Source organism: Curtobacterium sp. VKM Ac-2887 (assembly GCF_015350935.1).
Taxonomy (GTDB): Bacteria; Actinomycetota; Actinomycetes; order Actinomycetales; family Microbacteriaceae; genus Curtobacterium.
In genome coordinates, this window is record NZ_JADKSB010000018.1 from 34097 (window position 1) to 59633 (window position 25537).

Here is a 25537-nt window from a genome sequence, read left to right on the forward strand (position 1 = left end):
TGGGGCGTTCACCGCCCTGGTCCGGGCGGCGCATCAGACCTCGAGGAGTTCGGCTTCCTTCTTCTTCAGCGACTCGTCGATCTGGTCGACGTGCTTCTTCGTCAGGGCCTCGAGGTCCTTGTCGCCGCGCGAGATCTCGTCGTCCGAGATCTCACCCTTGAGTGCGTCAAGGTCGTCCTTGGCCTTGCGGCGGATGTTCCGGATGACGACCTTGTGGTCCTCGCCCTTCGTCCGCACGAGCTTGACGAACTCCTTGCGGCGGTCCTTGGTGAGCTCCGGGATCGTCACGCGGACGATGTCGCCGTCGTTCGTCGGGCTGGCGCCGAGGTTCGGGAACGTCGCGATGGCGCGCTCGATCTCCTTGAGCGCCGTCTTGTCGTACGGCGTCACGATGAGCGTGCGGGCCTCGGGCGTCTGCAGCGACGCGAGCTGCGCGAGCGGCGTCGGCGTGCCGTAGTACTCGACCGGGATCTTCTGGAAGAGCGCCGCGTTGATGCGGCCGGTGCGGACGGTCGAGAAGTCGTCCTTGGCGACCTCGACAGCCTTCGCCATCTTCTCGGTGGCTTCGGTCAGGACATCACTGATCACGGTGTTACTCCTTCGGTACTGGCGTCGAGTCTAGTCAGCGGTGCGGGTCAGTTGCTGACCACGGTGCCGATGCGCTCGCCACGGATGGCGGCCTGGACGTTGCCGTCGCCCTCCATGCCGAAGACGTGCATCGGCATGCCGTTGTCCATGCAGAGCGAGAACGCCGTGGCGTCGACGACCTTCAGGCCCTTCAGGAGCGCGTCCTGGTAGGTCACGTGGTGCAGCTTCTCGGCCGTGGCGTCCTTCTTCGGGTCCGCCGTGTACACGCCGTCGACACCGTTCTTGGCGACGAGGACCTCGTCGGCCTTGATCTCGAGCGCTCGCTGCGCGGCCACCGTGTCGGTCGAGAAGTACGGCAGACCGGCGCCGGCGCCGAAGATGACGACGCGGCCCTTCTCGAGGTGCCGCTCGGCGCGCCGCGGGATGTACGGCTCGGCGACCTGGGTCATCGCGATGGCCGACTGCACGCGCGTGGCGGCCCCGGCCTGCTCGAGGAAGTCCTGCAGGGCGAGCGCGTTCATCACGGTGCCGAGCATGCCCATGTAGTCGGCACGGCCGCGGTCCATCCCGCGCTGCGAGAGCTCGGCGCCGCGGAAGAAGTTGCCCCCGCCGACGACGATCGCGATCTCGACCTCGCGCGCGGCGACGGCGATCTCCTTGGCGATGGCCCCGATCACGTCGGGGTTCACGCCGAGCGATCCGGCCCCGAAGGCCTCTCCCGACAGCTTCAGCAGTACGCGGCGTCGTCCGGTCTTCTCGTCGGTCATCTGATCGCACCCTTCGTCGTGGTCTCGTGGAAATGTACTCGCGGATGTGTCGCGTGTGTGTCGCGCCCGGAGGCGCGAAAAACGGGGCCAGGAACCTGGTTGGTTCCTGACCCCGTCACGGGTTCGTTACGCGCCGACCTTGACGCGGGCGAAGCCCTGGATCGTGATGCCGGCGTTCTCGGCGGCCTTCGCGACGGAGATCTTGTTGTCCTTCGCGTAGTCCTGGTCGAGGAGCGACACCTGCTTGATGTAGGCGTTCACCCGACCCTCGACGATCTTCGGGAGCGCAGCCTCGGGCTTGCCCTCCTCGCGCGTGATCGCCTCGACGGTCGCACGCTCCTTGGCGATCTCGTCGGCCGGGACCTCGTCGCGGGTCAGGTACGTCGGGTTCGCGAACGCGACGTGCTGGGCGATCGAGCGGGCCTCGGCAGCGTTGTCACCCTCGTACGCGATGACGACGGCGATCTGCGGCGGCAGGTCCTGGCTGGTCTTGTGCAGGTAGATCTCGAAGGCCGAGCCCTCGACACGGCGGACCGTGCGGACCTCGAGCTTCTCGCCCAGTGCGGCGGCCGACTCGTTGACGACCTCGAGGACGGTCTTGCCGTCGACGGGGGCGGCGTTCGCGGCGGCGACGTCAGCTGCACCGGCGGCCGCGACGGCCCCGAGCACCTTGTCGGCCAGCGTCGTGAACTTCTCGTTCTTCGCGACGAAGTCGGTCTCGCTCGCGAGCTCGACGACCGTGGCGGCGCCGTTCTCGGAGCTCGCGACGACGACACCCTCGGAGGTGGCGCGGTCGTCGCGCTTGGCGACGGCCTTCGCACCCTTGATGCGGAGCAGCTCGACGGCCTTGTCGTAGTCGCCGTCGGCCTCGACGAGCGCGTTCTTCGCGTCCATCATGCCGGCGCCGAGGTCCTCGCGGAGCTTCTTCACGTCAGCAGCGGTGAAGTTTGCCATTGACTGTCCTTTCTGGACGGTACGGGTGTGGAGAGTGGTGACGCAGGCGCCGGACCCGATCGGGTCCGGCGCCTGCGACAGGTCACTCGGCGGGGGTGGTCTCCGCGGCTGCCTCGGCCTCGGCCGTCGGCTCCGCGTTCTTCGCGTCGTCGGCGATCGGCTCGCCGATCTCCTTCGCGGCGACCTGCGCGTCAGCGTTGTTCTCCTCGACGGTCGCGCCCTCGGGAGCGGCGTCGGCGGACGGCGTCGCGGCGTCGCCACCGAGGAGCTCCTGCTCCCACTCGGCGAGGGGCTCTGCGGCCTCTTCGTCGTCGCCACCGTTGTGGCGGGTCTTCAGGCCCTCGGCCGCGGCGTCGGCGACGATGCGGGTGAGGAGACCGACGGAGCGGATCGCGTCGTCGTTGCCCGGGATCGGGTACGTGATCTCGTCGGGGTCGCAGTTGGTGTCGAGGATGCCGATGATCGGGATACCGAGCTTCTGCGCCTCGTCGACCGCGAGGTGCTCCTTCTTGGTGTCGACGATCCAGAGCGCGCTCGGGGTCCGCGTGAGGTTGCGGATACCACCGAGGGTCTTGTGGAGCTTGTCCAGCTCGCGCTTCTTGATGAGGAGCTCCTTCTTGGTGAAGCCCTTCGTCGTGTCGTCGAAGTCGATCTCCTCGAGCTCCTTCATGCGCGCGAGGCGCTTGGAGACCGTCTGGAAGTTCGTGAGCAGACCGCCGAGCCAACGCTGGTTGACGTACGGCTGGCCGACGCGGGTCGCCTGCTCGGCGATGGAGCCCTGCGCCTGCTTCTTGGTGCCCACGAAGAGGATCGTGCCACCGTGCGCGACCGTCTCCTTGACGAAGTCGTACGCGCGGTCGATGAAGGCCAGCGACTGCTGCAGGTCGATGATGTGGATGCCCGAGCGCTCGGCGAGGATGAAGCGCTTCACCTTCGGGTTCCACCGACGGGTCTGGTGTCCGAAGTGGACGCCGCTGTCGAGCAGCTGGCGGATGGTGACGACGGCCATGTGCCGTCCTCCTTCTGTGTTCTCGGAGCGCAGCTGTGCTGTGCCCCTGTTGCGGTTGTGTCGAGCACGACCGGAGGTCGTGATCCCTGGTGTCCTGGCACGCGACCGCCCGCTCGTGAGAGCGGGACCGGTGGTCGGGTGCCGGGTCGGAGACGGCGAACCGTTGACGACCCTGTGGACACGCGAAGTCAGCGCGCATCAGCGCACTGCTGGAGAAATGCTAGCAGACAGGAGGCCCGGATCACGCGCGCCGACCGGCTGACGTGATCCGGGCCTCCTGTCCGGTGTTCTGGGTGTCTCAGACGCGACTGATCACGCCTTCGCGTTCACCGTGTCGCCCTCGGCGGAGATGCCCATCTCCTCGAGCGAGCGACCCTTGGTCTCCGGGATCTTCGCGATGACGAAGAAGAACGAGATCAGCGCGAACAGCGCGTAGATGCCGTACGTGACCGTCAGGTTGAAGCCGGACAGCACCGGGAAGGTGATCGTGACGATGAAGTTAGCCACCCAGTTGGCGGCCGAGCCGATGCCGAGCGCCGTGGCGCGGATGCGGTTCGGGAACATCTCGCCGAGCAGCACCCACATGAGCGGACCCCACGTCGCGCCGAACGACACGACGAACAGGTTCGCGAAGACGAGGGCGATGACGCCCCACGCGCCGGGCAGGCTCGGGTTGCCGTCCACGATCGTCGACTGCGAGAACGCGATCGCGACCATCGCCAGCGACACGAACATGCCGGCGGAACCGGTGACGAGCAGCGGCTTCCGACCGATCTTGTCGACCAGGAAGATCGCGATGAAGGTCACGGCGACGTTGACCACCGAGGTGATCGTCGAGATGAGGAACGAGTCGCTCTCCTTGAACCCGACGGCCTGCCAGAGCGTCGTCGAGTAGTAGAAGATCACGTTGATGCCGACGAACTGCTGCAGCACGGCCAGGATGATGCCGACCCAGACGATGGGCTGCAGGCCGAAGCGGTTGCCCCGGATGGAGCCCTTCTTCTCGTTGGCTTCCTTCTTGATGCCGTCCTGGATCTCCTCCAGGCTCGTGTTCACCGTGTCGCGCGGGACGATCTTCGTCATGACCGCACGGGCGTCCTCCGTCCGCCCCTTGGCGAGCAGGTACCGCGGCGACTCCGGCAGCGTGATCGCCAGGATGCCGTAGACCACCGACGGGATCACGCCGACCAGGAACATCCAGCGCCAGGCCGGGAGGCCGAGGACGACCTCGGAGGCGCCACCGGCGGTGACGGCGAAGAACTGGTCGGAGAGCAGCGCGGCGAAGATACCGAGCGTGATCGCGAGCTGCTGGAACGAGGCCAGGCGCCCGCGGATCGCCTTCGGCGAGACCTCGGAGATGTACGCCGGCGCGATCACCGAGGCCGTACCGATGCCGAGGCCGCCGACGAGACGCCACAGGACGAAGTCCCACGTGGCGAACGCGAAGCCCGAGCCGATCGAGCTCACCAGGAACAGCACCGCGGCCCAGAACATCACCCGGGTGCGACCCCAGCGGTCAGCGAGTCGACCGGCGAAGTAGGCGCCGAACGCACAGCCGATGAGCGCGGAAGCGACGGCGAAGCCGCTCGCCGCCTCGGACAGGCCGAACTCGCCCTTGATGGCCTCGACGGCGCCGTTGATGACCGACGAGTCGAAGCCGAAGAGGAAACCGCCCACCGCTGCTGCGATGGCGAACGCGGTGACCTTCCCCTTGAACGCACGGTCCTCGCCGTGCCCGGTGGCTGTGTTGGACACGATGCTCCTGGGTTCTGCCGGCCGTGCTGCTGTGGGCACGGTGCCCCGGCGGTCGGCTCGTTCGCCGTCCGTGCGGCGTTGCGTGGTCCGGAGCGGCCCCGACTGTACTCCTCGTGGTGGATGTGGTCATAACCGGGTGCGCTCGGTGCGCGGGACGGGGCGGTCGGGTCGGGTCGGGTCGGGTCGGGGAGGGTGTCGCCTCGACTCGGAACGACACCGTCGATGTCGTGCGACATCGAGGACGTCGTTCGTTGCGGTCGCTTCGTCCCTCCACAGGCCGGGAGGCCCGCCCCACCCTCCACGGACCGCCTCACCTCGGTCGTGTGGCCGGTCCGTGGCGGACAGAGTGACGGCATGCTCCTGTTCCCCGGCTCCGGCACTCGGCTCCCTCCGGTCGCCGCGATGGTGGTGGTGATCGGGATGCTCGGGGCGTTCTGGACGGCCACCGCGTCGTTGCCCGCACCCGTGCCCGCGCCGGAGGACCTGCGCGACCACCGGTATGGCACGGCGGCGACTCGTGCTGCCGAACCGTGGGTCTGGCCGACCGGCACGCGGGTGGTCGAGCGCGGGTGGGAGCCACCGTCCGACGACTACGCCGCCGGTCACCGCGGGCTCGACGTCCCGGCACCGCTCGGCACGACTGCGGCGGCGGTCGACGACGGCACGGTGGCGTTCGCCGGACCGGTGGGCGGCAGGAGCGTCGTGACGATCGACCACGGCGGCGGGCTCGTCAGCACCCTCGACTCAGTGCAGCCGCTCGTCGCCGCCGGGGACGACGTGCGACAGGGTGATCCGGTCGGCCGGGTGTCCGTGGGGCACTGCCCGGCCTCGGCACCGTGTCTGCACCTCGGCGCGCGGGTCGACGGCCGCTACGTGGACCCGACGCCGTACCTTCCCGCGGCCGAGTGGCCCGTGCTGTTGCCGGAGTCCGCCTGGCCGGGGTGAGCGTCGGCGACGAGCGGTGGGCGACGGGCGACGGGCGACGGGCGACGGGCGACGTGAGTCGGCCCGGTGGCTGGACGGGTGTGTGGCCGAACGTCAGGCGCGGCGGTCGCGCCGTCAGGCGCGCGGGTGGGCCGTCCGGTAGACCTCGCGCAGCCGTGCTGAGGACACGTGCGTGTAGATCTGCGTCGTCCCGAGGCTCGCGTGCCCGAGCAGTTCCTGAACCGCCCGCAGGTCCGCTCCCCCGTCGAGCAGGTGCGTCGCCGCGGTGTGCCGGAAGGTGTGCGGTCCGCTCGGCCCTTCGCCGGGAAGGTCCCCGAGCAGGCGAGCCACCACGCGGTACGCACTCCGCACCCCGAGCCGGCCACCCTGGTCGCCGAGGAACAGTGCCGTGCTCGGTACGTCGGCCCGCGCCGCGAGGGTCGGACGCCCCCGCGACGTCCACGCCTCGAGTGCGTCACGGGCCGGGACGCCGAACGGCACGACCCGCTCCTTCCCGCCCTTCCCGAGCACGCGGACCGTGAGCCGCCCGCGATCGACGTCGGCGACGTCGATGCCGACGAGCTCGCTCACCCGGATGGCCGCGGCGTACAGCAGCTCCACGAGCGCGAGGTCCCGCAGCGCACCGGGATCGTCGGTCGCTGCACGGGCCGCGAGGCCGTCCAGCAACCCACGGACCTGGTCGGCCGACACCACCCGCGGCAGGTGCGAGCCGCCCTTCGGTGCACGGAGCCGCACGCCGGCGTCCGTCGTGGTCACCCCGGTCTCGCTCGCCCACCGGGTGAACGCCCGCACCGACGACGACCGGCGGGCGATCGTCGACCGTGCGAGCCCCCGCTGGTCGGCTTCCCACAACCAGTCACGGAGGAGTTCGAGGTCGACCCCGTCGATGCTGACGACGCCGCGTTGCGCGGCGAACCCGACGAACTGCTCGAGGTCGTTCGCGTACGCGCGGAGCGTCTGGTCGCTGAGTCCCCTGGCGTGTCGAGCGTGCCCGAGGAACGAGTCGACCGCTGCCACGAGTCGCTCTTCCTTCTGCTCTGCTCGGTCCGCCACGTCGTCAGCGTACGGCTGGCTGACGTCATGCGCGGCCCCACCCGCCGCTGCTGTGCGCCACGAGCCCCTGCAACTGCGCGAGCGCGAGGGCGTCCGCCACCGCAGCTCCGGACAGCCCGGACCGTCGAGCGATCTCGGCCTCTGGCAGGGCACGACGGCCGAGCGCGTCGAGGACCCGGACGACCTCGGGATCGCGCTGGACCGACACGAGGGGTTCGTCCGCCGCCGCGGTCGCAGCGGATGGGGGCACGGGACGCATCGCGGCGACCGGGTCCCCCGGGTGCACGACGAGCTGCGCCCGGCCCTGCGCCACGAGCCGGTGGCACCCGACCGACGCCGAGGACGCGAACGCTCCCGGGACGGCGAACACCGGGCGACCGAGCTGCCCGGCGTGGTGTGCGGTGTTGAGCGCACCGGACCGCGTACCGGCCTCCACGACGACAGCGGCATCGGCGAGGGCGGCGATCAACCGGTTCCGGGCCAGGAAGCGCCACCGGGTCGGGCGGGTCCCCGGCGCCGACTCCGCCACCAGGGCGCCCTGCCGAGCGACGTTGTGGAGCAGCTGGACGTTGCCGGCGGGGTAGAGCTGGTCGATCCCCCCGGCCAGGACCGCGATCGTCGGGGCCCCTGCGGCGATCGCCACCCGGTGTGCGACCGCGTCGATCCCGTAGGCGCCGCCGCTGACGATCGTGCAGCCGGCGTCCGCGGCGGACGAGGTGATCTCGGCGGCTGCTTCGGCCCCGGCGATGGTGTTCGCCCGCGACCCGACCACGGCCAGGGCGGGTGCCCCGTCGCCGACACCCGCCGTGGCGCTGCGAGTCCAGAGCACGAGTGGTGCGTGGGGGCCGAGGTCGTCGATCGCCGTCGGCCACCCAGCGGACCCTGGCACGAGCAGTCGTGCCCCGACGGCTTCGGCCGAGGCGACGACGTCGGCAACGTCGGACCGGACCAAGCGCGGTCGCCACCGGTCGATGGCGGTGTGCAGGACACCGGCGAACGCATCGGGGTCCTCCGCACCGAGCACACCGGCCTCCACGCACCCGTCGAGCAGCTCGTCGAACGCACCGTCGGCTGCCAGCAGGACCGCGCCGAGGGCGCGCTCCGGCCCGAGGGCCGCCATGAGCTCACCGGCGACGGAGTCCCCCGGCTCCACGATCACGGACCACGCCACGCGGGCAGCGGTCTCGACCGGGTCCGACACTCCGTCGGCCCCGAGGACCCGTCGGATCGCGGCCAGCAGTTCGCTGCCGTGGCCGGGCCCCACGCCGCTCACAGCGCGCTCCGAAGGGCGAGGGCACCCCGGACGTGTGCTCTGCTCGGACGGTCGACCGCTTCGAGGTCGGCGAGCGTCCACGCGAGCCGCATCACCCGGTCCCACCCCCGCATGGTCAGGGTGCCGAGGTCGAGCGCCCGGTCGAGCTCGGTGGTCGAACCGGGTTCGATCCGGCCGTCCGCCCGCAGCCAGGCTCCGGTGACCTCGGCGTTCTTCGTCCACCCGGTGTCCCGGAGGCGTTCGGCCATCCGAGCGCGGGCCGCAGCGACGCCGGCGCGGGCCTCGGCCGTCGTCGGCGTGCTCCCGTCAGTACCACGCATCTTCCCGGTCGTCACCCGGGGCACGAGCACCCGGATGTCCATCCGGTCGAGCAGCGGTCCGGACATCCGCCCGAGGTAGCGCCGGACCGCACTCGGCGGACACTCACACGGTTGGCCGTGCGCTCCGCCGGCGTTGCCGCACGGGCAGGGATTGGCAGCGAGCACGACCTGGCACCGCGCGGGGAACTCGGCGGCGCCCGCAGCCCGGTGGATGGTGATCCGACCGGACTCGAGCGGCTGGCGGAGCGCGTCGAGCACCGCACGGGGGAACTCCGGTGCTTCGTCGAGGAACAGGATGCCGCCGGTCGCCCGCGACACTGCTCCGGGTCGCAGCACACCGGAGCCGCCGCCGATCAGGGAGATCGCCGACGCGGAGTGGTGCGGGGCCTCCCACGGGGGCTTCGTGCTCCACGACGCCGGCCCGAGTCCGGCGACGGACCGGACGGCGGCGACCTCGAGCGCGGTCGCGTCGTCGAGGTCGGGCAGGAGCCCGGGCAGGCGCTCCGCGAGCATCGTCTTGCCGGCACCGGGTGGACCGAGCAGGAGCACATGGTGCCCACCGGCCGCCGCGGCGACGACGGCGCGCACCCCGATCGGGTTCCCGACGACATCCGCCAGTTCGGCCACCGGGCGTTGGACCGAGGGCACCGGCACCGGCAGCACCGCGTCGACCTCGACCGGCGGCAGCAGCGCGCCGGCGTCGATCGCAGCCGCACGGAGTGAGTCGACCCCGGTGGTGCGCACGCCGTCGACCACGCGGGCCTCGGGCAGGTTGCCGATCGGCAGCACGACTCGGTCGGCCCCGGCGTCGCGGGCGGCGAGCAACATCGGGATGACTCCGGCGACCGGTCGGACCCGACCGTCCAGACCGAGCTCCCCGATGTAGACGATCCGCTCACTGACGTCGGGTGCGAGTCCGGCGCCGGCGAGCACGGCCATCGCGATCGCCAGGTCGAACCCGGAACCCCGTTTCGGGATCGCCGCGGGCGTGAGGTTCACCGTGATCCGACGAGCCGGCAACGGACACCCGGCGTTCGCAGCGGCGGCACGGACTCGCTCGCGCGCCTCGCCGAGCGAAGTGTCCGGCAGTCCGATGATGCTGAAGGCGGGCAGCTGGCTGGTCAGGTGGGCCTCGACCTCGATCCGGCGCCCGGTCACGCCGAGCAGGGCGACGGCCGCAGCACGGCCGATGCCCGTCACAGCACACCCGCCACGTGTTGCACGGCCGTCCGCGGGCCGTCGACGTGGACCGCGACCACGTCGATGCGGATAGCGCGTGCCGACACCTCCGGATGGGCGTCGAACCACTCGGCCACGAGTCGTCGCATCCGCGTGAGCTTCGTCGCCGTGATCGCCTCGAACGGATGCCCCGTCGTCGTACCGGATCGCGTCTTCACCTCGATGAACGCGAGTGTGCAGGAATCCCACGCGACGATGTCGATCTCGCCCCGGGCGCACCGCCAGTTCCGCTCGAGGACCCGGAAACCCCGTTCGTGCAACCACGCCACGGCCTGGTCCTCGCCGAACCGCCCCAGGCGGCCGTTCCGGAGTGTTCGTCCAGGGCGATCGTGCAGCTTCTGTTCCATGTCATTGCCTCCACGGCAACGATCGCGGGAACGGCAGCGAGGATGTGCACCGACGAAGACTCTGTGGAATCAGACGACGACGATCGCCCTTGGGGAGGAATGACGAAGGACCCGGGTGATCGCGATCATCCGGGTCCTTCGTCGACAGCGGCTCAGTGTGCGGCTGCGTACGCTTCCTGCACCTGGGTCGAGATACGACCACGGGTCGAGACCTCGTAGCCGTTCTCCTTCGCCCACTCGCGGATCTTGCCGAGCTCTTCGGAGTTGCCACGCTTCGGGGCCGACTTCGGCGCCGTGCTGCCGGTACGACGACCGGAGACCTTGCGCGCTGCGGCGATGTAGTCGGAGATCGCTTCGCGGAACTTGTCGACGTTGTCGTTCGTCAGGTCGATCTCGTACGACGAGCCGTCGAAACCGAATTCGACCGTGCGACCTTCACCGGTGGTGATGGGGGAATCGTCGAGGTCGTCGACGAGCTGGACGGTGACCTTCTGTGCCATGCGCGGCTCCTGTTCATTGGACGGGAAATCCCGACCAGAATAGCGCGTGGAATTCCGGCACGTCACCGATCACCGGCGATTCACCGAATGCACCGGAATTGACGATCACTCGTCGAGTGCGAGTTCCTTCGGCAGTTCGAGTTCTCGCGATGTCAGTTCTTCGACATTCACGTCCTTGAACGTGAGGACGCGGACGCCCTTGACGAACCGGTCGGAACGGTAGACGTCCCACACCCAGACGTCGTTCATCGTCAGTTCGAAGTAGAAATCGTGTTCGGTGTCCCGGCGCACGAGTTCGACCTCGTTCGCCAGGTAGAAACGCCGCTCGGTCTCGACCACGTAGCGAAACTGCGACACGACGTCGCGGTACTCGCGGTACAGGGCCAGCTCGACCTCGCGGTCGTAGTCGTCGAATTCGTCCTCATCCATTGCGCCCACAGTCTACGGCGGCAGCCGCACCAGTGCGCGACAGCAGCTCGAGGGATGCACCCGAAGACGGAAGTGCGAGCAAGCTCGGCGTCCGCTCCCGATCCGAGCCCACCGAGGTTCCACAACACGCCGTGTGCGCTCCGCCGAGGTTCCGCTGCTGCACCGGGCATGGGCCGAGATGCCGAGATTTCGGAACCTCGGGGGTCACAGGCACGGCGGGCGGGCGACCGCAGCGCGTCAGCTGACGAGCGCGTCGAAGCCCTCGAGTGACACGCTCGACGCCTGGTGCAGCCACGACTTGCGGTGCAGTGCGTGCGCCCCGACCGCGCGGATGGCGTCGTAGTGCGCGGTCGAGCCGTAGCCCTTGTTCGACGCCCAGGCGTAGTGCGGTGCCTCGTCGTGGGCTGCGATCATCAGGGCATCCCGCGCGACCTTCGCCATGATCGACGCCGCGGCGACCGAGGCGCAGTCCCGGTCGGCCTTGACCTGCACGACGACCTCGAGCGGGTCCGTCGTCGGACGGAGCGAGGTGGGGACGGCACGGGTCAGCCAGTCGAAGGACCCGTCCAGCACGACGACGGCGCCGTCGAGCGACAGGCCACCGGCGACCAGCGACTCGAGCGCCTGCGCCCCCGCTGCCCCGAGCGCCGGGACGATCCCCTGCCGGTCGACGTACTCGGCGGACGCCATGCCGACGGCGGTGCGCGCCCACCGGGTGACGACGGGGACCAGGTCCGTCCGGCGGGTGGCGGACAGCAGCTTCGAGTCGGCCAGACCCTGCGGGACCCGCCCGACGTCGATCGTCACGGCCGCGACGCCCACGCCGACCGGACCGGCGATCGCACCGCGTCCGACCTCGTCCATCCCGATGACCGTGACACGGCCTTCGGCCAGCAGCCGCTTCTCGACGCGGAGGGAGGGGCGGACGGGGGTCACTGGTCGCGCTCCTCCACCCCGGCGAACACCTCGGGGTGGTCGTCGAGCCACGTCCAGCGGCTCGTCGGCCAGGAGATCACGAAGGCGCGGCCGGTCACGTCGGACAACGGCACGAACCCCTTCGACGGTGTGTCCCCGTTGTAGCGGGAGTCCTTGGAGTCGTTGCGGTTGTCCCCCATCACCCAGATGGTGCCCTTCGGCACGGTGACGGAGAAGTCGGTCGCTGAAGCAGGGGCGCCGGCCGGCAGCTTGAGGTACGGCTCCTTGATCGGGACGCCGTTCACCGACATCTGCCCGAGGTCGTTGCAGCAGGAGACCTTGTCCCCTGGCAGACCGATCACACGCTTGATGAGGTGGTCGTCGCTGTCGCCCGTCCCGAGGCCGATCTGCGTGAGGACCCAGTCGATCGCCTTGGCGGGCTGGGTGTCCGGCGTGACGCTCGGCACCTCGGACCCGGCGAGCCATCCACCCGGGTCCTTGAACACGACGACGTCGCCGCGTTTCAGTGCCACGACACCCGGGACGAGTTCGTTGACGATCACGCGGTCGTTGATCTGCAGCGTGTTCTCCATCGACGCCGACGGGATGTAGAACGAGCGGATCAGGAACGTCTTGACCAAGAACGACACGAGCAGCGCCGCGATGAAGATGATGACGAGGTCGCGGAGGAATGTGAGGATCCCGTTGCGCTGCTTCTCGGGCCGGGGCCTGCGCCCGGATTCCTCAGTCGTGTCCGTCATTTCCGCTCTCGTTCACACCGTGCCCGCCCGGGTTCAGCGGGCGCAAAGGGAAAGCCCCCCGTCGATGCACAACCGTACATCGGCGAGGGGCCAGCAGCGGCGTCCGGCTCGCGGGCGCTCACTGTGAAGGCGATCAGGCGTCGCGCTTCTCCTTGATCTTGCGGCGGGCCGCCTTGCCGCGCAGTTCGCGCAGGTAGTAGAGCTTCGCGCGACGGACGTCACCCTTGGTGACGATCTCGATGTGGTCGATGATCGGCGAGTGCACCGGGAACCAGCGCTCGACGCCGACCTGGAAGCTCACCTTGCGGACCTTGAAGGTCTCGCCGATGCCGTGGCCCTGGCGGCCGATGACGACACCCTGGAAGACCTGGATACGCGAGCGCGTGCCTTCGACGATGTTCACGTGCACCTTGATGGTGTCACCGGCGCGGAAGTCCGGGACGTCGGTCCGCAGCGATGCTGCGTCGACGTTGTCGAGGAGCTGGCTCATGGCTGTTCTACTCTCTGCGGACGCACACGGGTCGCCGCGGATCGATGTCTGATGAAGTGGTGGTGCGTGCCCGGTGTCGGCGACTCCCCCGTGGCAGAGTCCAGCCAGGGCACAGCGATCCATACTGCCACACAGAACGCCGGGGGCAAAACAGCGAGGATGGACCCATGATCGAACTGCGCACCCCCACGGAACTCGACGGACTGCGAGTCGCCGGTCGGTTCGTGGCCGACGTCCTCGACGAACTGCTCGCCACGGTCGACGTCGGCGTGAACCTGCTCGAGCTCGACCGCGTCGCCGCGCGGATGATCGCCGACCGGGGCGCCGAGAGCTGCTACGTCGACTACCACCCCTCGTTCGGCAAGTCGCCGTTCGGCAAGAACCTGTGCACCTCGGTGAACGACGCGGCGCTGCACGGTCTGCCGTTCGACCACGTGCTGCAGAACGGCGACCTTGTCAGCCTCGACTTCGCCGCGAGCGTCGACGGCTGGGTGGCGGACTCCGCCGTGTCGGTGCAGGTCGGGACGCCCCGCGACGAGGACCAGACGCTCATCTCGACCGTCGAGCGCGCCCTCGCAGCCGGCATCGCGCAGGCTGCTCCGGGCAACAAGCTCGGTGACGTCTCGCACGCGATCGGGCACGTGGCAAAGGAGGCGGGCTACAGCGTCAACCTGCAGTTCGGCGGGCACGGTGTCGGTCACACGATGCACGGCGACCCGCACGTGCCGAACGACGGACGTCCGGGTCGCGGCCTGAAGCTCCGGCCGGGCCTGGTGGTCGCGATCGAGCCGTGGCTCATGCAGGGCACCGACGAGCTGTACCAGGACGACGACGGCTGGACGCTCCGGAGCGTCGACGGCTCACGTGCTGCGCACGTCGAGCACACGGTGGCGGTCACCGAGTCCGGACCCGAGGTCCTGACCCTGCGTCGCGCCCAGCGCGCCGACCCGACCAGCTGACGGACTGGAGGCGCGGTGCGGTCCCGCCCCGCGCCTCCCGTCCGACACGGCGGAGCCGGGTTTCGTGCTCAGCGACAGTTCACGGGGAACGCACCGCGAGAACTGTCGCTGAGCGCGAAAACCGACCGGCAGGCCGCAGCCCGTCAGGCAGGCGGCAGCAGGTCCGGCCGGACGCGCCGCGTCCGCTCCACCTGCTGCTCGTGCCGCCACGCAGCGACCTTGCCGTGGTGGCCACTGAGCAGCACCTCGGGCACGTCGTGGTCGCGCCAGGACGCGGGCTTCGTGTACGAGGGGTACTCGAGCAGGCCGTCCTCGTGGGACTCCTCGACCAGGGACTCGGGGTTGCCGACGACGCCGGGGACGAGTCGCCCGACGGCCTCGATCATGGCCATCGCCGCGACCTCGCCGCCGTTCAGCACGTAGTCGCCGAGCGAGAGTTCGACGACCGAGCAGCGTGACGCCGCCCACTCGAAGACGCGGGCGTCGATGCCCTCGTACCGCCCGCAGGCGAACACGAGGTGGTCGGACGTCGACGCGAGCGAGCGCGCGATGGACTGCTTGAACGGCGTGCCGGCGGGCGTCGGGACCACGAGGGTCGACGAGCCGTCCGGCCGCAGCAGGGCGTCCAGCGCCTGCGCCCACGGTTCCGGCTTCATGACCATGCCGGCGCCGCCGCCGTACGGGGTGTCGTCGACGGTGCGGTGCCGGTCGGTCGTCCAGGAGCGCAGGTCGTGCACGTGCAGGTCGAGCAGCCCACCGGAGCGGGCCTTGCCGAGCAGGGACACGTCCAGCACGGAGAAGAACTCCGGGAAGATCGTGACGATGTCGATCCGCACGGCAGCTAGTCCGTGACCGTCTCGGGCCGGGAGGTGTCCTCGGGGTCCTCGAACAGGCCCTGCGGCGGCGTGACCGTGACGGTGCCGGACGCGATGTCGACCGCGGGCACGATCGCCGCGACGAACGGAACCAGGACCTCGCCGCGCGACGGGGTGTCGATCGCGAGCAGGTCCTGCGCCGGCATGTGGTCGACCCGGGCGACGGTGCCGACCTCGACGCCGTCGCGCAGCACCTTCAGCCCGACCAGCTGGTGGTCGTACCAGGCGTCGTCCTCGCCGGTCTCGGCGTCGGCGTCCTGCTCGACCCAGAGGATGATCCGGGCGAGCGACTCGGCGCCGGTGCGGTCGTCGATCCCCGCGAAGAACGCGACGGGGTGACCGTTGTACCAGCGGAGCTCGTCCAGCTCGAGGGTCTTGCCCGACCACGGTGAGTCGTCGGGGACCTGGAGCGTGAACGTGGCACCGGGGGTGAACCGACGATCCGGGTCGTCGGTGTAGAGCTCGAGCTTGATGCCGCCCTTGAGCCCGTGTGCCTTCGTGATTCGACCCACCCGGAGCTGGGTCGTCTCCCTAGGAATCGGTGTCGACCACGTCGACCCGCACACGCTTGCCGTCGGCCAGGGCCGAGACGAGGGTGCGGAGTGCCTTGGCGGTCCGCCCGGCACGACCGATCACGCGGCCGAGGTCCTCGGGGTGCACGCGCACCTCGAGGACCTCGCCCCGCGGGGAGGTGGAGCTGGCGACGCGCACGTCGTCAGGGTGATCGACGATCCCCTTGACGAGGTGCGTCAGCGCGGATTCGAGCAAGGACTACGCCTCGGTCGTCTCGTTGGCGGTCTCGGCGTCGTCGGTCTTGGCGGCGGGAGCCGTCTTCTCCGACTTCGGCTTGAGGACGGCCTTCTTCGAGGAGTCGACCTGGAAGGCCTGCTTCGGCTCGGCGACCTTGACCTTGGACGCGGTGTCCTTCTCGCCCTTGAACTTGGCCCAGTCGCCGGTCAGCTTGAGGAGGGCCGCGACCTGCTCGGTCGGCTGCGCGCCGACGCCGAGCCAGTAGAGCGCACGCTCGGACTCGATCTTGATGACCGAGGGCTCCTCGGTCGGGTGGTACTGACCGATCTCCTCGAGGACACGACCATCGCGCTTGGTGCGCGAGTCGGCGACGACGATGCGGTAGTAGGGCGCACGGATCTTACCGAGACGCTTCAGACGGATCTTGACAGCCACAATTGCTCCTGTTTGCTTACGTTGTGGTTGAACTGGAACCGCGGGCGTGGGGGCACACACGGTGAAAGCTCGAGAGAGATCGCTCACAGCTGGATAGAGGGTCGAGCTGCGGCGATTCGACCGTTCATTCTTACAGATTCCGGGCCGTGATGCGAGCCGACGCGCTACGGCGCGAGTCGCCGGACCGCTTCGAGGGCCTCGGACGTCGCGCGGACCGCGTCCACGCTCCGTGCGTCGCGTGCGCCGCCGACGACAGCGAACGGCACACCGGCTGCCTGGAGGCCCGTCACGAGTCCGTCACGCACGTCACCCTCGGTGTCGATCGCGCGTTCCTGCCCGGCGCAGACCACGACGGTGTCCGCCGGGATCGCACGCTCCTCGCCGTGCTCGTCGCGGATCCAGAGGGCACCGGGCTCGATGCGCAGGTACTCCTGCACGCCACCGACCATGCGCACCCCCGCGTCACGGAGGCGACCGATGGCGACCCAGCGCGAGGTGATCCCGACGCCCTGCCCGAACTTGCCCGATCGGCGGAGCACGGTGACGTCGGAGCCCGGCCGGATCGTGCGCGACGCAGCGGGCAGCCGCTGGGGGACGTCGCCGACGAGCTCCTCGGAGACGTCGAGGTCCCAGCGCGCCGCGAACTCGGTGGCGCGGACCGACTCGTCCGGCGACTCGGTCAGGAACGCTGCGGTGTCGACGCCGATGCCGCCGCCGCCGATGATCGCGACGGTGCCGGCCGGCACGCCCTCGCGCAGTGCCCGCTCGTACGACAGGACGTGCGGCAGGTGTGCTCCGGGGACGTCGACGTCGCGCGGGACCACCCCGGCGGCGAGCACCACGGCGTCGCTGTCGGCCAGGTCCGCAGTCGTGGCCGGGCGGCCGAGGTGCACCGTGGCTCCTCGTTCGTCGAGCTCGGCGCGGGCGGCCCGCACGGTGGCGGCGTAGTCCTCCTTGCCGGGCACGAGCGCGGCGAGGCCGAACTGGCCGCCGAGCCGGTCGGCGGCTTCCCACACGGTGACGCGGTGGCCGCGTCGGGCCGCGTCGACGGCTGCGGCGAGACCGGCCGGTCCCCCGCCGACGACGTCGACGCGCTTGGGGTCGGTGGTCGGACGCGCCGGGAAGGCAACCTCGCGGGCGGCGCGCGGGTTCACCAGGCAGGACACCGGCGCGCCGATGATCGAGCGGTCGAGGCAGGCCTGGTTGCAGCCGATGCAGGTGTTCACCAGCGCGAACCGGCCCGCGAGCGACCGGTTCACGAGCGCGGGGTCGGCGAGGAACGGTCGGGCGAGCGCGACGGCGTCGATCGTCCCGTCGGCGAGGACCGTCTCACCGTCGCGCAGGTCGGTCATCCGGTTCGACGCGATCACCCGGACGTCGGGGTACGACGAGCCGCGCACGACTCCGGCGATGCGCGCGGCGTAGGCGAGCCAGGCGCCGTGCGGCACGGCGGCCTGCACGGTCGGGGTACGGGACTCGTGCCAGCCGATCCCGACCGAGATGCCGTCGAGCCCGAGCGGCAGCAGGTCGTGCACCAGGGCGTCGACGTCGTCCTCGGTCGACGAACCGGGCATCAGGTCGGCGCCGGAGAGCCGGATCGTCACGGCCAGGTCGGGCACCGCCGCACGGACGGCCTCGACGACCGCCACCGTGAAGCGCCGTCGACGCTCCGGCGTACCGCCCCACTCGTCGTCACGCAGGTTCGTCAGCGGCGACTGGAACTGGTTGATGAGGTAGCCCTCGGACGCCATGATCTCGACGCCGTCGAACCCGATGTCGCGCGCGGACCGGGCCGCGGCGGCGAAGTCCTCGATGGTGCGCTCGATATCGGCCGGCGTCAGCTCGGTCGGCACCACGCCGCGGGCGGCCGCCCAGGGCAGGGCCGACGGTGCCACCACGCGCTGGGGCTCCCCGTGCCGGTCGACCATCCCCGCGGCGAGCGCATAGCGGCCGGCGTGGAACAGCTGCGCGAGGATCGTGGAGCCCTCCTCGTGCACGGCGTCGACCGCGGCGCGGAACCGCTCGTCCGCTCCCCCGACACCGAACACGGCGAAGTCGGGGCCACCACGGGCCTCGTCGTTCACCGCGATGCCGCCGGTGATGATGCAGGCGGCGCCGCCGGCGGCACGTTCGCGGTAGAACGCCGCCATGCCGGCCCCACCGTCGTCGTGCACCTCGAGTCCGGTGTGCATCGACCCCATGACCACCCGGTTGGGCAGGGTCAGGGGGCCGAGTGTCCACGGCGAGGAGACGACGGCGAGCTCGGGCATGGCGACGGTGCTCATGCCCCTACTCTGCCGCGTCGACAGCCGCGTCGTCAGCAGGGAGCACCGCGTCGCGCAGCGGCGACGTCGTGTCCGCCCAGAACGGCGGGGCGATCACGGTCAGGCCACCGTCGACCGACAGCACCTGACCGGTGATGTAGCCGGCCTTGTCGGACAGCAGGAAGTCCACCGCGTCGGCCATGTCGTCGGCGGTGCCGGGGCGCCGCAGCGGGAGCTTCTCGAACACCGAGTCGATCGGCGCCTGGCCGGGGACCTTCGTGTAGAAGTACTCGAGCGAGTCGGTGTCGATGAGGCCACCGTTGACCGCGTTCACCGTGATCTGGCGCGGACCGAACTCGACCGCCATGTACTTCATGTACGACTCGCTCATGGCCTTCGCGGCGCCGAGCGCGGCGTAGGTCGGGAACGCGCGGAGCGATCCGTACGAGGTCACGACGACGATGCGCCCACCGCGGTCCATCAGCTCGGCGGCACGCTGCGCCCCGAGCACGAACGAGCGGGCGTTGGTGGCGTAGCTGCGGTCCAGGTGGTGCAGCTTCAGTTCCTTGACGGGCTTGAACGCGCTGGCGGCGGCGTTCGCGACGAAGTAGTCGAGGCGACCGTAGGTGTCCCGCACCAGGTCGAACAGGGCGTCGATCGACTCCGGCTGCTCGATGTCGACCTGCGCGGTGATCCCGTCGCCGCCGGCGGCCTTGACGTCGGCCAGGGATTCCTCGGCCAGGTCGGCGTTGCCCTTGTACGTGACCACGACGGTCACGCCGCGCTGGCCGAGCTTCTGCGCGAGCAGGCGGCCGATGCCGCGCGAAGCGCCCGTGATCAGTGCGATGGGTGCGTTGGTGCTGTCGGTCACTGCGGTCCTTTGCGTGCGTGGGTGGGGGACGGACTGGGCCCACATCGCCGGTTCCCGGGCGACGCGCCAGCGGCGTCCGGGCCGTGTCGATGGGGAGAGGCCCGGGGAAGGCCCGCCACGGGCCTCCCGTCCGGTGGGTGGTTGTGGTCTAGAACCCGGCCTTGCCGGTGACGACGGCGCGGCCGACGACCAGCTTCTGGATCTCGTTGGTGCCCTCTTCGAAGCGCTGCGCGCGCGCGTCGCGGTAGACGCGCTCGATCGCGTTGCGCTTCCAGTAGCCCTGGCCGCCGTGCACCTGCAGGGCCTTGTCGGTGACGCGGGCGAGCATGTCGACCGCGACCATCTTCGAGGCGCTGGACAGCGTGCCGGCGTCGGGGCGGTCCTCCTCGTAGGCGCGGGCCGCCTCGAGCACCAGGGCGCGGGCGGCGGCGATGTCGGCGTAGTTCTCGGCCAGGTAGAACTGGATCGCCTGGCGGCTGGACAGCTGCTTGCCGAACGTCTCGCGCTTGTTCGCGTACTCGACGGCGAGCTCGTTCGCACGCTCGGCCAGGCCGACGGCGCTCATCGCGACGGACACGCGACTCGGCAGCAGGAAGCCGCCGAGCGCGACCTCGAGCCCCTGCCCCTCGGCGCCGAGCAGCGCACTGGCCGGCACGGGCACGTCGGTGAAGCGCAGGATCGCGTGGTCGGTGCCCCGGATGCCCATGGTGTCGGAGTCGTCGATCACCTCGGCACCCGGCAGCCCGCTGTTCGGCATGAGGAACGCGACCGTGCCGTCCTGGCCGCTGGTGCCCTCGAGGCGGGCGGCGATGAGCCAGTAGTCGGCCTGCACGCCGAACGTGATGAGGTGCTTCTCACCGTTCATGACGTAGGTGTCGCCCTCGCGGCGGACGGTGGTGCGGATGTCCGCGCCGGTGCCGGCCGTGGCCTCGGTCAGGGTGAACGCGACGAGCTTGTCACCCGCGACGCTCGGCTTGACGACCTGCTCGATCTGCTCCGGCGTCGCGTAGGGGGCCATCGCGCGCCAGGTGCCGTTGATGACGTGCACGAGCATCCGGATCGACGCGTGCGAGCGCGAGACGATCTCCATGATCTCGAGGTAGCGCGAGAACGGGATGGCCCGTCCGCCGAGCTCGGTCGGGGCGGCGAGGCTGAGCCACCCCTTGTCCTTGAGCTCCTGGAACAGCTCCGGGGCGACCCGGCCGGTGCGCTCGATCTCGTCCGCCCACTCCTCACCGCGGCCGCGGACCCACTCGGTGACCTCGGCCTTGAGCTGCTGGAAGGCGGATTCGGTGGCGGTTTCCATGACCAGCGTCATCGTGTCTCGTTCTCCTTCGTGGTGCTCGCGGCGACGAGCGCGGCTGCCTGCTCACGCAGGACGTTCTTCTGGACCTTGCCGACGGCGTTGCGCGGCAGTTCGTCGATGGACTCGAGCCGCTCTGGCCAGTAGTACTTGCTCACGCCCGCCTTGTCGAGCGCCTGCTGCATCGCCGCGAAGTCGAGCCGCTCCAAGCCGGCGGCCGGCACGACGAACGCGCACGCACGCTCACCGAGTCGGGGGTCCGGCATCGCGACGATCGCCACGTCGGTGACCAGGGGGTGCTGGTAGAGCAGGTTCTCGATCTCGACGACCGGGATCTTCTCGCCCCCGCGGTTGATGACGTCCTTGATCCGGCCGGTGATCGACAGGAAGCCGTTCGCGTCGACCTTCGCCAGGTCGCCGGTCTTGTACCAGCCGTCCTCGGTGAAGACGTCGTCGGTCAGGTCCTGGCGGTCGAGGTACCCGTCGAACATCGTCGGCGAGTGCAGCTCGAAGTTGCCCTCGGTGTCGGCGGGGAGCTCGTGGCCCTCGTCGTCGACGATCCGGATCCGGATGCCCGGCAACGCACGACCGTCGTGCCCGTACGCTGCCGCCGGGTCGTCGATCGGGCTGGACAGGGCGCCGAGGCAGGTCTCGCTCGTACCGAACGCGCCGAGGATGGCCGTGCCGAGCACCGTCGCGGCCCGCTGGGCGAGGGCCCGGGGCACCGCGGCACCGGTCGGCACGAAGATCCGCAGCGACTCGGGCTGGGCGGCACCGGCTTCGACCAGGTCGACGAGGTCGGTCAGGAACGGGGTCGCACACTGCACGAACGACGCCTTCGCGACGCCGAACGCCTGCTCGAGCGCGACGGTGCCGTCCCACACCGGCTGGATGACCTGCGGCGCACCGAGCCGGAACGCCAGCAGCATGCCGTACAGGAACCCGGTCTGGTGCGCGAGCGGCGACGGGATGTAGATCCGGTCCGCGCTCGTCAAGCCCGACTGCGCGACGTGCATGGCCGTGGCCAGCCCGAGGGTGCGGTGCGGGTGCTGCACGCCCTTCGGCTCCCCCGTCGTGCCGCTCGTGAACAGCAGCTGGCAGACGTCGTCGGGGGCCGGCGCACGCGAGGTGATCTCGTCGACGTCCACGTGCACGGCGTCGAGGGCGTTGTCGAAGTATCGCCAGTGCCAGTCGCTCGTGGCCACCCGGTCCAGGGCGTCGGCCGGCAGCGGCGGCTGGTTCGTCGGTGCGTCGACCTGGCCGCGCGCCTCGGACCGGAGCACGATCACGTGCTCGACCGACAGCCGGCGCTGCTGCGCCTTCGCCTCGTCGATCACGTCGAGGAGCTCGAGCGCGGGCCGGCGCTTGCGGAAGACGTTCGGCAGGAACACCACACGGGCGCGGGACCGGGCGAGCGTCATCGTCGTCTCGCGCGGACCGAACACCGGCATGATCGGCGTCGCGACCGCCCCGATCTGGATCGCGCCGAGGGTGATGGAGACGAACTCGCGCCAGTTCGGAAGCTGCATGGCGACCGACTCGCCCGTGCGGACCCCGAGCTCGAGCAGGAGCGCGGAGACCTTGTCGGCCTCGTCCTGCAGTTCCCGCCACGTGGTGTTCACGGGTGCTGCGCCGCCGACCTCGATGACCGCGAGGCCGTCGGGATCGGTGGTCGCGAGCGCGCGGACCTTCTCGCTCAGCACGAGGGGGTCGGCGTCGACACCGGCGAGCGCGAGCGGCTCCGGGGTCGTGGGCTCGGCCGGGTGCTGTTCGCCGAGGTCGGCGCGCTCGCCGCCGGCGCGCTCACCATCGGCGCGCTCGCCATCGGTGCGCTCGCCGAGGTCGGTGCGCTCGTCGGCGATCGCGGCGGCCTCGGCCGCGTCGGCCCGGTCGTCGCGGGCGATCTGCGCGGCGAGGGCGTCGCCGACCTCCATGTCGAGGCCGACGGAGTTCATCGCCTCGAGGAACGTCGGGTACGAGATCCGGTAGGCCCGCGGGTAGGTCAGCCCCGAGGTGCCGCGCGCCTTCGAGGCGGCGACGGCGAGTGACATCAGGACCCGGTGGTCGTTGAACGACGACATCTGCGCGCCGTGGAGTCCCTCGGCCCCGACACCGGTGACGCGGAGTTCGTCCGCGCCCTGCTCGGCCCGACCACCCATGCGGTTGAGCTGCAGCATCGCCGCGACGCGGTCGGACTCCTTCAACCGGATGTGGGCGACGTTCCACAGCCGGGTGGTGCCCTCGGCGAAGGTGGCCATGGTCGACAGGACCGGCAGCAGGTCGGGGATCGGCTGGCAGTCGATGTCGAGCGGTCGCAGCGGGGAACCGTCGTGCTCGATGCGCACGAACCCGGTCTCCTCGTCGATCCGCATCGGGACGCCCATCGCCGTCGCGAGGTCGAGGAACTCGCTCTCCGGGTGGTCGGTCTCGGCGGTGGTGAAGGCCGTCATGCCGCGCAGGAGCAGGTTCGACTCGCGGATGCCGGCCGCGGCGATGCCGAACGCGGCGGACCCGATGTCCGGCGGGATGACGTAGTCGTGCGGGGTGGCCTGCTGGTTCGCCTGGATCCGGTACTCGAGCCAGTCGTCGGAGACCTCGACCGTCAGGCCGAACTCTCGCATCATCCGGACGGTCAGCTCGACGTAGGGCTGCTCGTTGAGCCGGTCGCCGGTGATGTGGATCCGGGTCTCCTGCTCGGCGAACGGGGCCACGAGGAGCAGGCCGGAGACCCACTGCGACAGGGTGCCGGCGATCGTGACGTCGCCGCCGCGGGGGCGCTTCGGCTGGACGGTGACGGGCGGGCAGTCGTTCGTCGCCTCGAGCTCGATGCCCATCTGGGTCAGCGAGGTCAGCAGTGCCTTGATGGGCCGGCGCTGGAAGTACTTCATGCCCACGAGCGTCATCGGCTTGTCGGCGAGCGACGCCAGACCCGTCATGAAGTAGAGCGTGGTTCCGGAGGACCCCATGTTCAGGATGCCGTCGGCGCCACGGGACCCGTGGTCGACGACGTCGGTGGCCTCGTACCGGCCGCCGAGCCCGGTGACGTGGTACTCGTCCCCGCGACGCTTCACGTCGACGCCGAGGGCGCGGAGCGTGCCGACGGTCCACTCGACCTGGCGGGTGGCGCTGATGCCGGAGACGATGCTCGTCCCCTTCGCCAGCGACGCGAGCACCAGCGCGCGGTGCGCGTGGTACTTCGAGACGGGGACGTCGAGTTCCCCGACGAGGGGTGCGGACGTGCCGCGCACGACCAACTGCATGCGTACCTCTTCCTGCTCTGTACATATCAACGGTACGCCCGGTGTGGAACTACTGTGAATCGGATCCGCACGACCAGAAGCCGCCGTCGTTGTGCGTGTCCGACAACCTTCCGGGCAGGATGTACAGCATGGACATCCGCTTCACCGAGTCCCCTCCGTCGACCATCGGCGTCGAGTGGGAGCTCCCGCTGGTCGATCTGTCGACCGGCGACCTCGCGCCCCGTGCCCCTGCCGTCATCGCGGCCGTGCACGAACGACTCGGCGATCGCGAGCGGGTGACCGAGGAACTCCTGACCAACACCGTCGAGGTCGTCTCCAGCGTGCACTCACGGGTCCGCGACGCCACGAGCGAGCTGTCCGGCATCATCGGCGAGGTCATCGACGCCGCCGAACCGCTCGACGCCCAGGTCATGTGCTCCGGCACGCATCCGTTCGCCGTCTGGGACCAGCAGGAGATCACCCCGGACAGCGAGCACTACACGACCCTGATCGACCGGACGCGCTGGTGGGGCCGGCAGATGCTCATCTGGGGCGTCCACGTGCACGTCGGCATCGACGACCGCGACAAGGCCCTGCCGATCCTCGGCGCGATGCTCGCGTACGTCCCGCACCTGCAGGCCTTCACCGCATCGAGCCCGTTCTGGGCCGGCATCGACACCGGGTACGCCTCGAACCGCGCGCTGATGTTCCAGCAACTCCCCACCGGTGGACTGCCGCCGGCACTCGGTGCGTGGGCGAACTTCGAAGAGGTGGTGAGCGACCTCACGCACACCGGCGTCATCGACAGCGTGAAGGACCTGCGCTGGGACATCCGCCCCTCACCGAAGTGGGGGACGCTCGAGAACCGGGTCTCCGACGGCATCTCGACCCTGCACGAGGTCGGCGCCGTCACCGCGCTCGTGCAGTGCCTGGTCACCACGATGTCCGACCGACTCGACGCCGGCGAGACCCTGCCGACGATGCAGCCGTGGTTCATCCGCGAGAACAAGTGGCGCGCCGCCCGCTACGGCATGGAGGCCGAGATCATCACGAACGCCGCCGGCGACGAGCGGCTCGTGACCGACGAGGTGCACGACCTGGTGCAGCGGCTCGACCCGGTGGCCGAGCGGCTCGGCTGCCAGCAGGAGTTGCACCACCTCGACACGATGATCGCGAACGGGGCCTCGTACCAGCGGCAGCTCCGGGTCGCGCAGGAGCACGGCGGTGACCTGCGCGAGGTCGTCCGCCACCTGGTCACGGAGTTCCGCGAGTCGCTGTGACCCCGGGCCGTTCCGCGTAGCTGGTCGATCCGGGCGTAACTGGTCGTTTCTTTCGACCAGGTACGCCCGATTCCGCTTTCCATCGCGCCCGTTCTGGGAAAGAACGTCACGAGCCCGCCCCGCGCCTCCCGTCCGCGCCCACCGACCTGGTCGCTCCGGGCACACCTGGTCGATCCGGGCGTACCTGGTCGTTTCTTTCGACCAGGTACGCCCGAT

At 70.3% G+C, this 25537-nt stretch carries 25 protein-coding genes; 3 read left to right on the forward strand and 22 right to left on the reverse strand.

Features of this window, described 5'->3' with window-relative positions; genetic code table 11:
- Positions 1-33: 33 nt before the first annotated feature.
- From frr to ITJ69_RS16810, 5 genes are all read right to left on the reverse strand, one after another.
- Positions 34-588 carry a ribosome recycling factor gene (frr, locus tag ITJ69_RS16790; RefSeq protein ID WP_111086089.1) on the reverse strand — a complete coding sequence of 185 codons (555 nt, stop codon included), beginning with the start codon at positions 586-588 and terminating at the stop codon, positions 34-36.
- A gap of 47 nt (positions 589-635) precedes the next feature.
- A complete protein-coding gene (pyrH, locus tag ITJ69_RS16795; RefSeq protein WP_111086088.1) occupies positions 636-1355 on the reverse strand; it encodes a UMP kinase in 720 nt (239 codons plus the stop codon).
- A 126-nt stretch (positions 1356-1481) separates the two neighbouring features.
- Positions 1482-2309 (reverse strand): translation elongation factor Ts, encoded by an 828-nt coding sequence (gene tsf / locus ITJ69_RS16800; RefSeq protein WP_111086087.1) that lies wholly within the window; start codon positions 2307-2309, stop codon positions 1482-1484.
- 82 nt (positions 2310-2391) lie between these two features.
- The gene (gene rpsB / locus ITJ69_RS16805; RefSeq protein WP_111086086.1) at positions 2392-3318 is read right to left on the reverse strand and encodes a 30S ribosomal protein S2; all 927 of its coding nucleotides are present in this window, start codon (positions 3316-3318) and stop codon (positions 2392-2394) included.
- Positions 3319-3630: 312 nt separating this feature from the next.
- Positions 3631-5073 carry a sugar porter family MFS transporter gene (locus ITJ69_RS16810; RefSeq protein WP_323743136.1) on the reverse strand — a complete coding sequence of 481 codons (1443 nt, stop codon included), beginning with the start codon at positions 5071-5073 and terminating at the stop codon, positions 3631-3633.
- Positions 5074-5427: 354 nt separating this feature from the next.
- Between ITJ69_RS16810 and ITJ69_RS16815 the strand changes: the two genes are divergently transcribed.
- A complete protein-coding gene (locus tag ITJ69_RS16815; RefSeq protein WP_194673394.1) occupies positions 5428-6018 on the forward strand; it encodes a M23 family metallopeptidase in 591 nt (196 codons plus the stop codon).
- 114 nt (positions 6019-6132) lie between these two features.
- On the opposite strand, the gene ITJ69_RS16820 is transcribed toward ITJ69_RS16815, so the two are convergent.
- The 9 genes from ITJ69_RS16820 to rplS form a co-directional block, all read right to left on the reverse strand.
- The gene (locus ITJ69_RS16820; protein ID WP_194673395.1) at positions 6133-7071 is read right to left on the reverse strand and encodes a tyrosine recombinase XerC; all 939 of its coding nucleotides are present in this window, start codon (positions 7069-7071) and stop codon (positions 6133-6135) included.
- 25 nt (positions 7072-7096) lie between these two features.
- The gene (dprA, locus tag ITJ69_RS16825; protein ID WP_194673396.1) at positions 7097-8344 is read right to left on the reverse strand and encodes a DNA-processing protein DprA; all 1248 of its coding nucleotides are present in this window, start codon (positions 8342-8344) and stop codon (positions 7097-7099) included.
- A complete protein-coding gene (locus ITJ69_RS16830; RefSeq protein WP_123937692.1) occupies positions 8341-9864 on the reverse strand; it encodes a YifB family Mg chelatase-like AAA ATPase in 1524 nt (507 codons plus the stop codon). The genes dprA and ITJ69_RS16830 overlap by 4 nt, the downstream gene beginning before the upstream one ends.
- Positions 9861-10250 carry a YraN family protein gene (locus tag ITJ69_RS16835; protein ID WP_123294793.1) on the reverse strand — a complete coding sequence of 130 codons (390 nt, stop codon included), beginning with the start codon at positions 10248-10250 and terminating at the stop codon, positions 9861-9863. Before ITJ69_RS16835 ends, ITJ69_RS16830 begins: the two co-directional genes overlap by 4 nt.
- Before the next feature lie 152 nt (positions 10251-10402).
- Positions 10403-10750: a histone-like nucleoid-structuring protein Lsr2 gene (locus ITJ69_RS16840; RefSeq protein WP_111086073.1), complete on the reverse strand. Its 348-nt coding sequence runs from the start codon at positions 10748-10750 to the stop codon at positions 10403-10405.
- Between the two features lie 105 nt (positions 10751-10855).
- A complete protein-coding gene (locus ITJ69_RS16845) occupies positions 10856-11179 on the reverse strand; it encodes a DUF2469 family protein (protein WP_111086072.1) in 324 nt (107 codons plus the stop codon).
- A 237-nt stretch (positions 11180-11416) separates the two neighbouring features.
- Entirely contained in the window at positions 11417-12115 is a 699-nt protein-coding gene (locus tag ITJ69_RS16850; RefSeq protein ID WP_194673397.1) for a ribonuclease HII, read from the reverse strand.
- Positions 12112-12855 (reverse strand): signal peptidase I, encoded by a 744-nt coding sequence (gene lepB / locus ITJ69_RS16855; protein ID WP_111086070.1) that lies wholly within the window; start codon positions 12853-12855, stop codon positions 12112-12114. The genes ITJ69_RS16850 and lepB overlap by 4 nt, the downstream gene beginning before the upstream one ends.
- Before the next feature lie 133 nt (positions 12856-12988).
- On the reverse strand, positions 12989-13345 hold the full coding sequence (gene rplS, locus ITJ69_RS16860) for a 50S ribosomal protein L19 (RefSeq protein ID WP_123339832.1): 357 nt from the start codon (positions 13343-13345) through the stop codon (positions 12989-12991).
- A gap of 167 nt (positions 13346-13512) precedes the next feature.
- Between rplS and map the strand changes: the two genes are divergently transcribed.
- Complete coding sequence (map, locus tag ITJ69_RS16865) at positions 13513-14304, forward strand: type I methionyl aminopeptidase (protein ID WP_159572559.1); 792 nt, start codon at positions 13513-13515, stop codon at positions 14302-14304.
- Positions 14305-14447: 143 nt separating this feature from the next.
- On the opposite strand, the gene trmD is transcribed toward map, so the two are convergent.
- From trmD to aroA, 8 genes are all read right to left on the reverse strand, one after another.
- Positions 14448-15140, reverse strand: coding sequence for a tRNA (guanosine(37)-N1)-methyltransferase TrmD (gene trmD, locus ITJ69_RS16870; protein ID WP_123937689.1), 693 nt, complete (start codon positions 15138-15140; stop codon positions 14448-14450).
- Between the two features lie 5 nt (positions 15141-15145).
- Positions 15146-15691, reverse strand: coding sequence for a ribosome maturation factor RimM (gene rimM, locus ITJ69_RS16875; protein ID WP_123294799.1), 546 nt, complete (start codon positions 15689-15691; stop codon positions 15146-15148).
- Positions 15692-15710: 19 nt separating this feature from the next.
- Entirely contained in the window at positions 15711-15947 is a 237-nt protein-coding gene (locus ITJ69_RS16880; protein ID WP_111086067.1) for an RNA-binding protein, read from the reverse strand.
- Between the two features lie 3 nt (positions 15948-15950).
- Positions 15951-16364 carry a 30S ribosomal protein S16 gene (gene rpsP / locus ITJ69_RS16885; RefSeq protein ID WP_194673398.1) on the reverse strand — a complete coding sequence of 138 codons (414 nt, stop codon included), beginning with the start codon at positions 16362-16364 and terminating at the stop codon, positions 15951-15953.
- Positions 16365-16528: 164 nt separating this feature from the next.
- Positions 16529-18649: an FAD-dependent oxidoreductase gene (locus tag ITJ69_RS16890; RefSeq protein ID WP_228505977.1), complete on the reverse strand. Its 2121-nt coding sequence runs from the start codon at positions 18647-18649 to the stop codon at positions 16529-16531.
- A gap of 4 nt (positions 18650-18653) precedes the next feature.
- On the reverse strand, positions 18654-19499 hold the full coding sequence (locus tag ITJ69_RS16895; protein WP_323743137.1) for an SDR family oxidoreductase: 846 nt from the start codon (positions 19497-19499) through the stop codon (positions 18654-18656).
- 148 nt (positions 19500-19647) lie between these two features.
- On the reverse strand, positions 19648-20817 hold the full coding sequence (locus ITJ69_RS16900; protein ID WP_228505979.1) for an acyl-CoA dehydrogenase family protein: 1170 nt from the start codon (positions 20815-20817) through the stop codon (positions 19648-19650).
- Complete coding sequence (gene aroA, locus ITJ69_RS16905) at positions 20814-24062, reverse strand: 3-phosphoshikimate 1-carboxyvinyltransferase (RefSeq protein ID WP_194673400.1); 3249 nt, start codon at positions 24060-24062, stop codon at positions 20814-20816. Before aroA ends, ITJ69_RS16900 begins: the two co-directional genes overlap by 4 nt.
- 119 nt (positions 24063-24181) lie before the next feature.
- Between aroA and ITJ69_RS16910 the strand changes: the two genes are divergently transcribed.
- Complete coding sequence (locus ITJ69_RS16910; RefSeq protein WP_194673401.1) at positions 24182-25321, forward strand: glutamate--cysteine ligase; 1140 nt, start codon at positions 24182-24184, stop codon at positions 25319-25321.
- Positions 25322-25537 lie beyond the last annotated feature (216 nt).

Excerpts from the sequence above, each read along its gene's own strand:
- ITJ69_RS16845 (WP_111086072.1), bottom strand. The coding sequence starts at position 11,179 with ATGGATGAGGACGAATTCGACGACTACGACCGCGAGGTCGAGCTGGCC.
- pyrH (WP_111086088.1), bottom strand. The coding sequence starts at position 1,355 with ATGACCGACGAGAAGACCGGACGACGCCGCGTACTGCTGAAGCTGTCG.
- ITJ69_RS16910 (WP_194673401.1), top strand. The coding sequence starts at position 24,182 with ATGTACAGCATGGACATCCGCTTCACCGAGTCCCCTCCGTCGACCATC.
- ITJ69_RS16900 (WP_228505979.1), bottom strand. The coding sequence starts at position 20,817 with ATGACGCTGGTCATGGAAACCGCCACCGAATCCGCCTTCCAGCAGCTC.
- lepB (WP_111086070.1), bottom strand. The coding sequence starts at position 12,855 with ATGACGGACACGACTGAGGAATCCGGGCGCAGGCCCCGGCCCGAGAAG.
- rpsB (WP_111086086.1), bottom strand. The coding sequence starts at position 3,318 with ATGGCCGTCGTCACCATCCGCCAGCTGCTCGACAGCGGCGTCCACTTC.
- tsf (WP_111086087.1), bottom strand. The coding sequence starts at position 2,309 with ATGGCAAACTTCACCGCTGCTGACGTGAAGAAGCTCCGCGAGGACCTC.
- aroA (WP_194673400.1), bottom strand. The coding sequence starts at position 24,062 with ATGCAGTTGGTCGTGCGCGGCACGTCCGCACCCCTCGTCGGGGAACTC.
- ITJ69_RS16840 (WP_111086073.1), bottom strand. The coding sequence starts at position 10,750 with ATGGCACAGAAGGTCACCGTCCAGCTCGTCGACGACCTCGACGATTCC.
- rplS (WP_123339832.1), bottom strand. The coding sequence starts at position 13,345 with ATGAGCCAGCTCCTCGACAACGTCGACGCAGCATCGCTGCGGACCGAC.
- ITJ69_RS16815 (WP_194673394.1), top strand. The coding sequence starts at position 5,428 with ATGCTCCTGTTCCCCGGCTCCGGCACTCGGCTCCCTCCGGTCGCCGCG.
- ITJ69_RS16890 (WP_228505977.1), bottom strand. The coding sequence starts at position 18,649 with ATGAGCACCGTCGCCATGCCCGAGCTCGCCGTCGTCTCCTCGCCGTGG.
- ITJ69_RS16835 (WP_123294793.1), bottom strand. The coding sequence starts at position 10,250 with ATGGAACAGAAGCTGCACGATCGCCCTGGACGAACACTCCGGAACGGC.
- map (WP_159572559.1), top strand. The coding sequence starts at position 13,513 with ATGATCGAACTGCGCACCCCCACGGAACTCGACGGACTGCGAGTCGCC.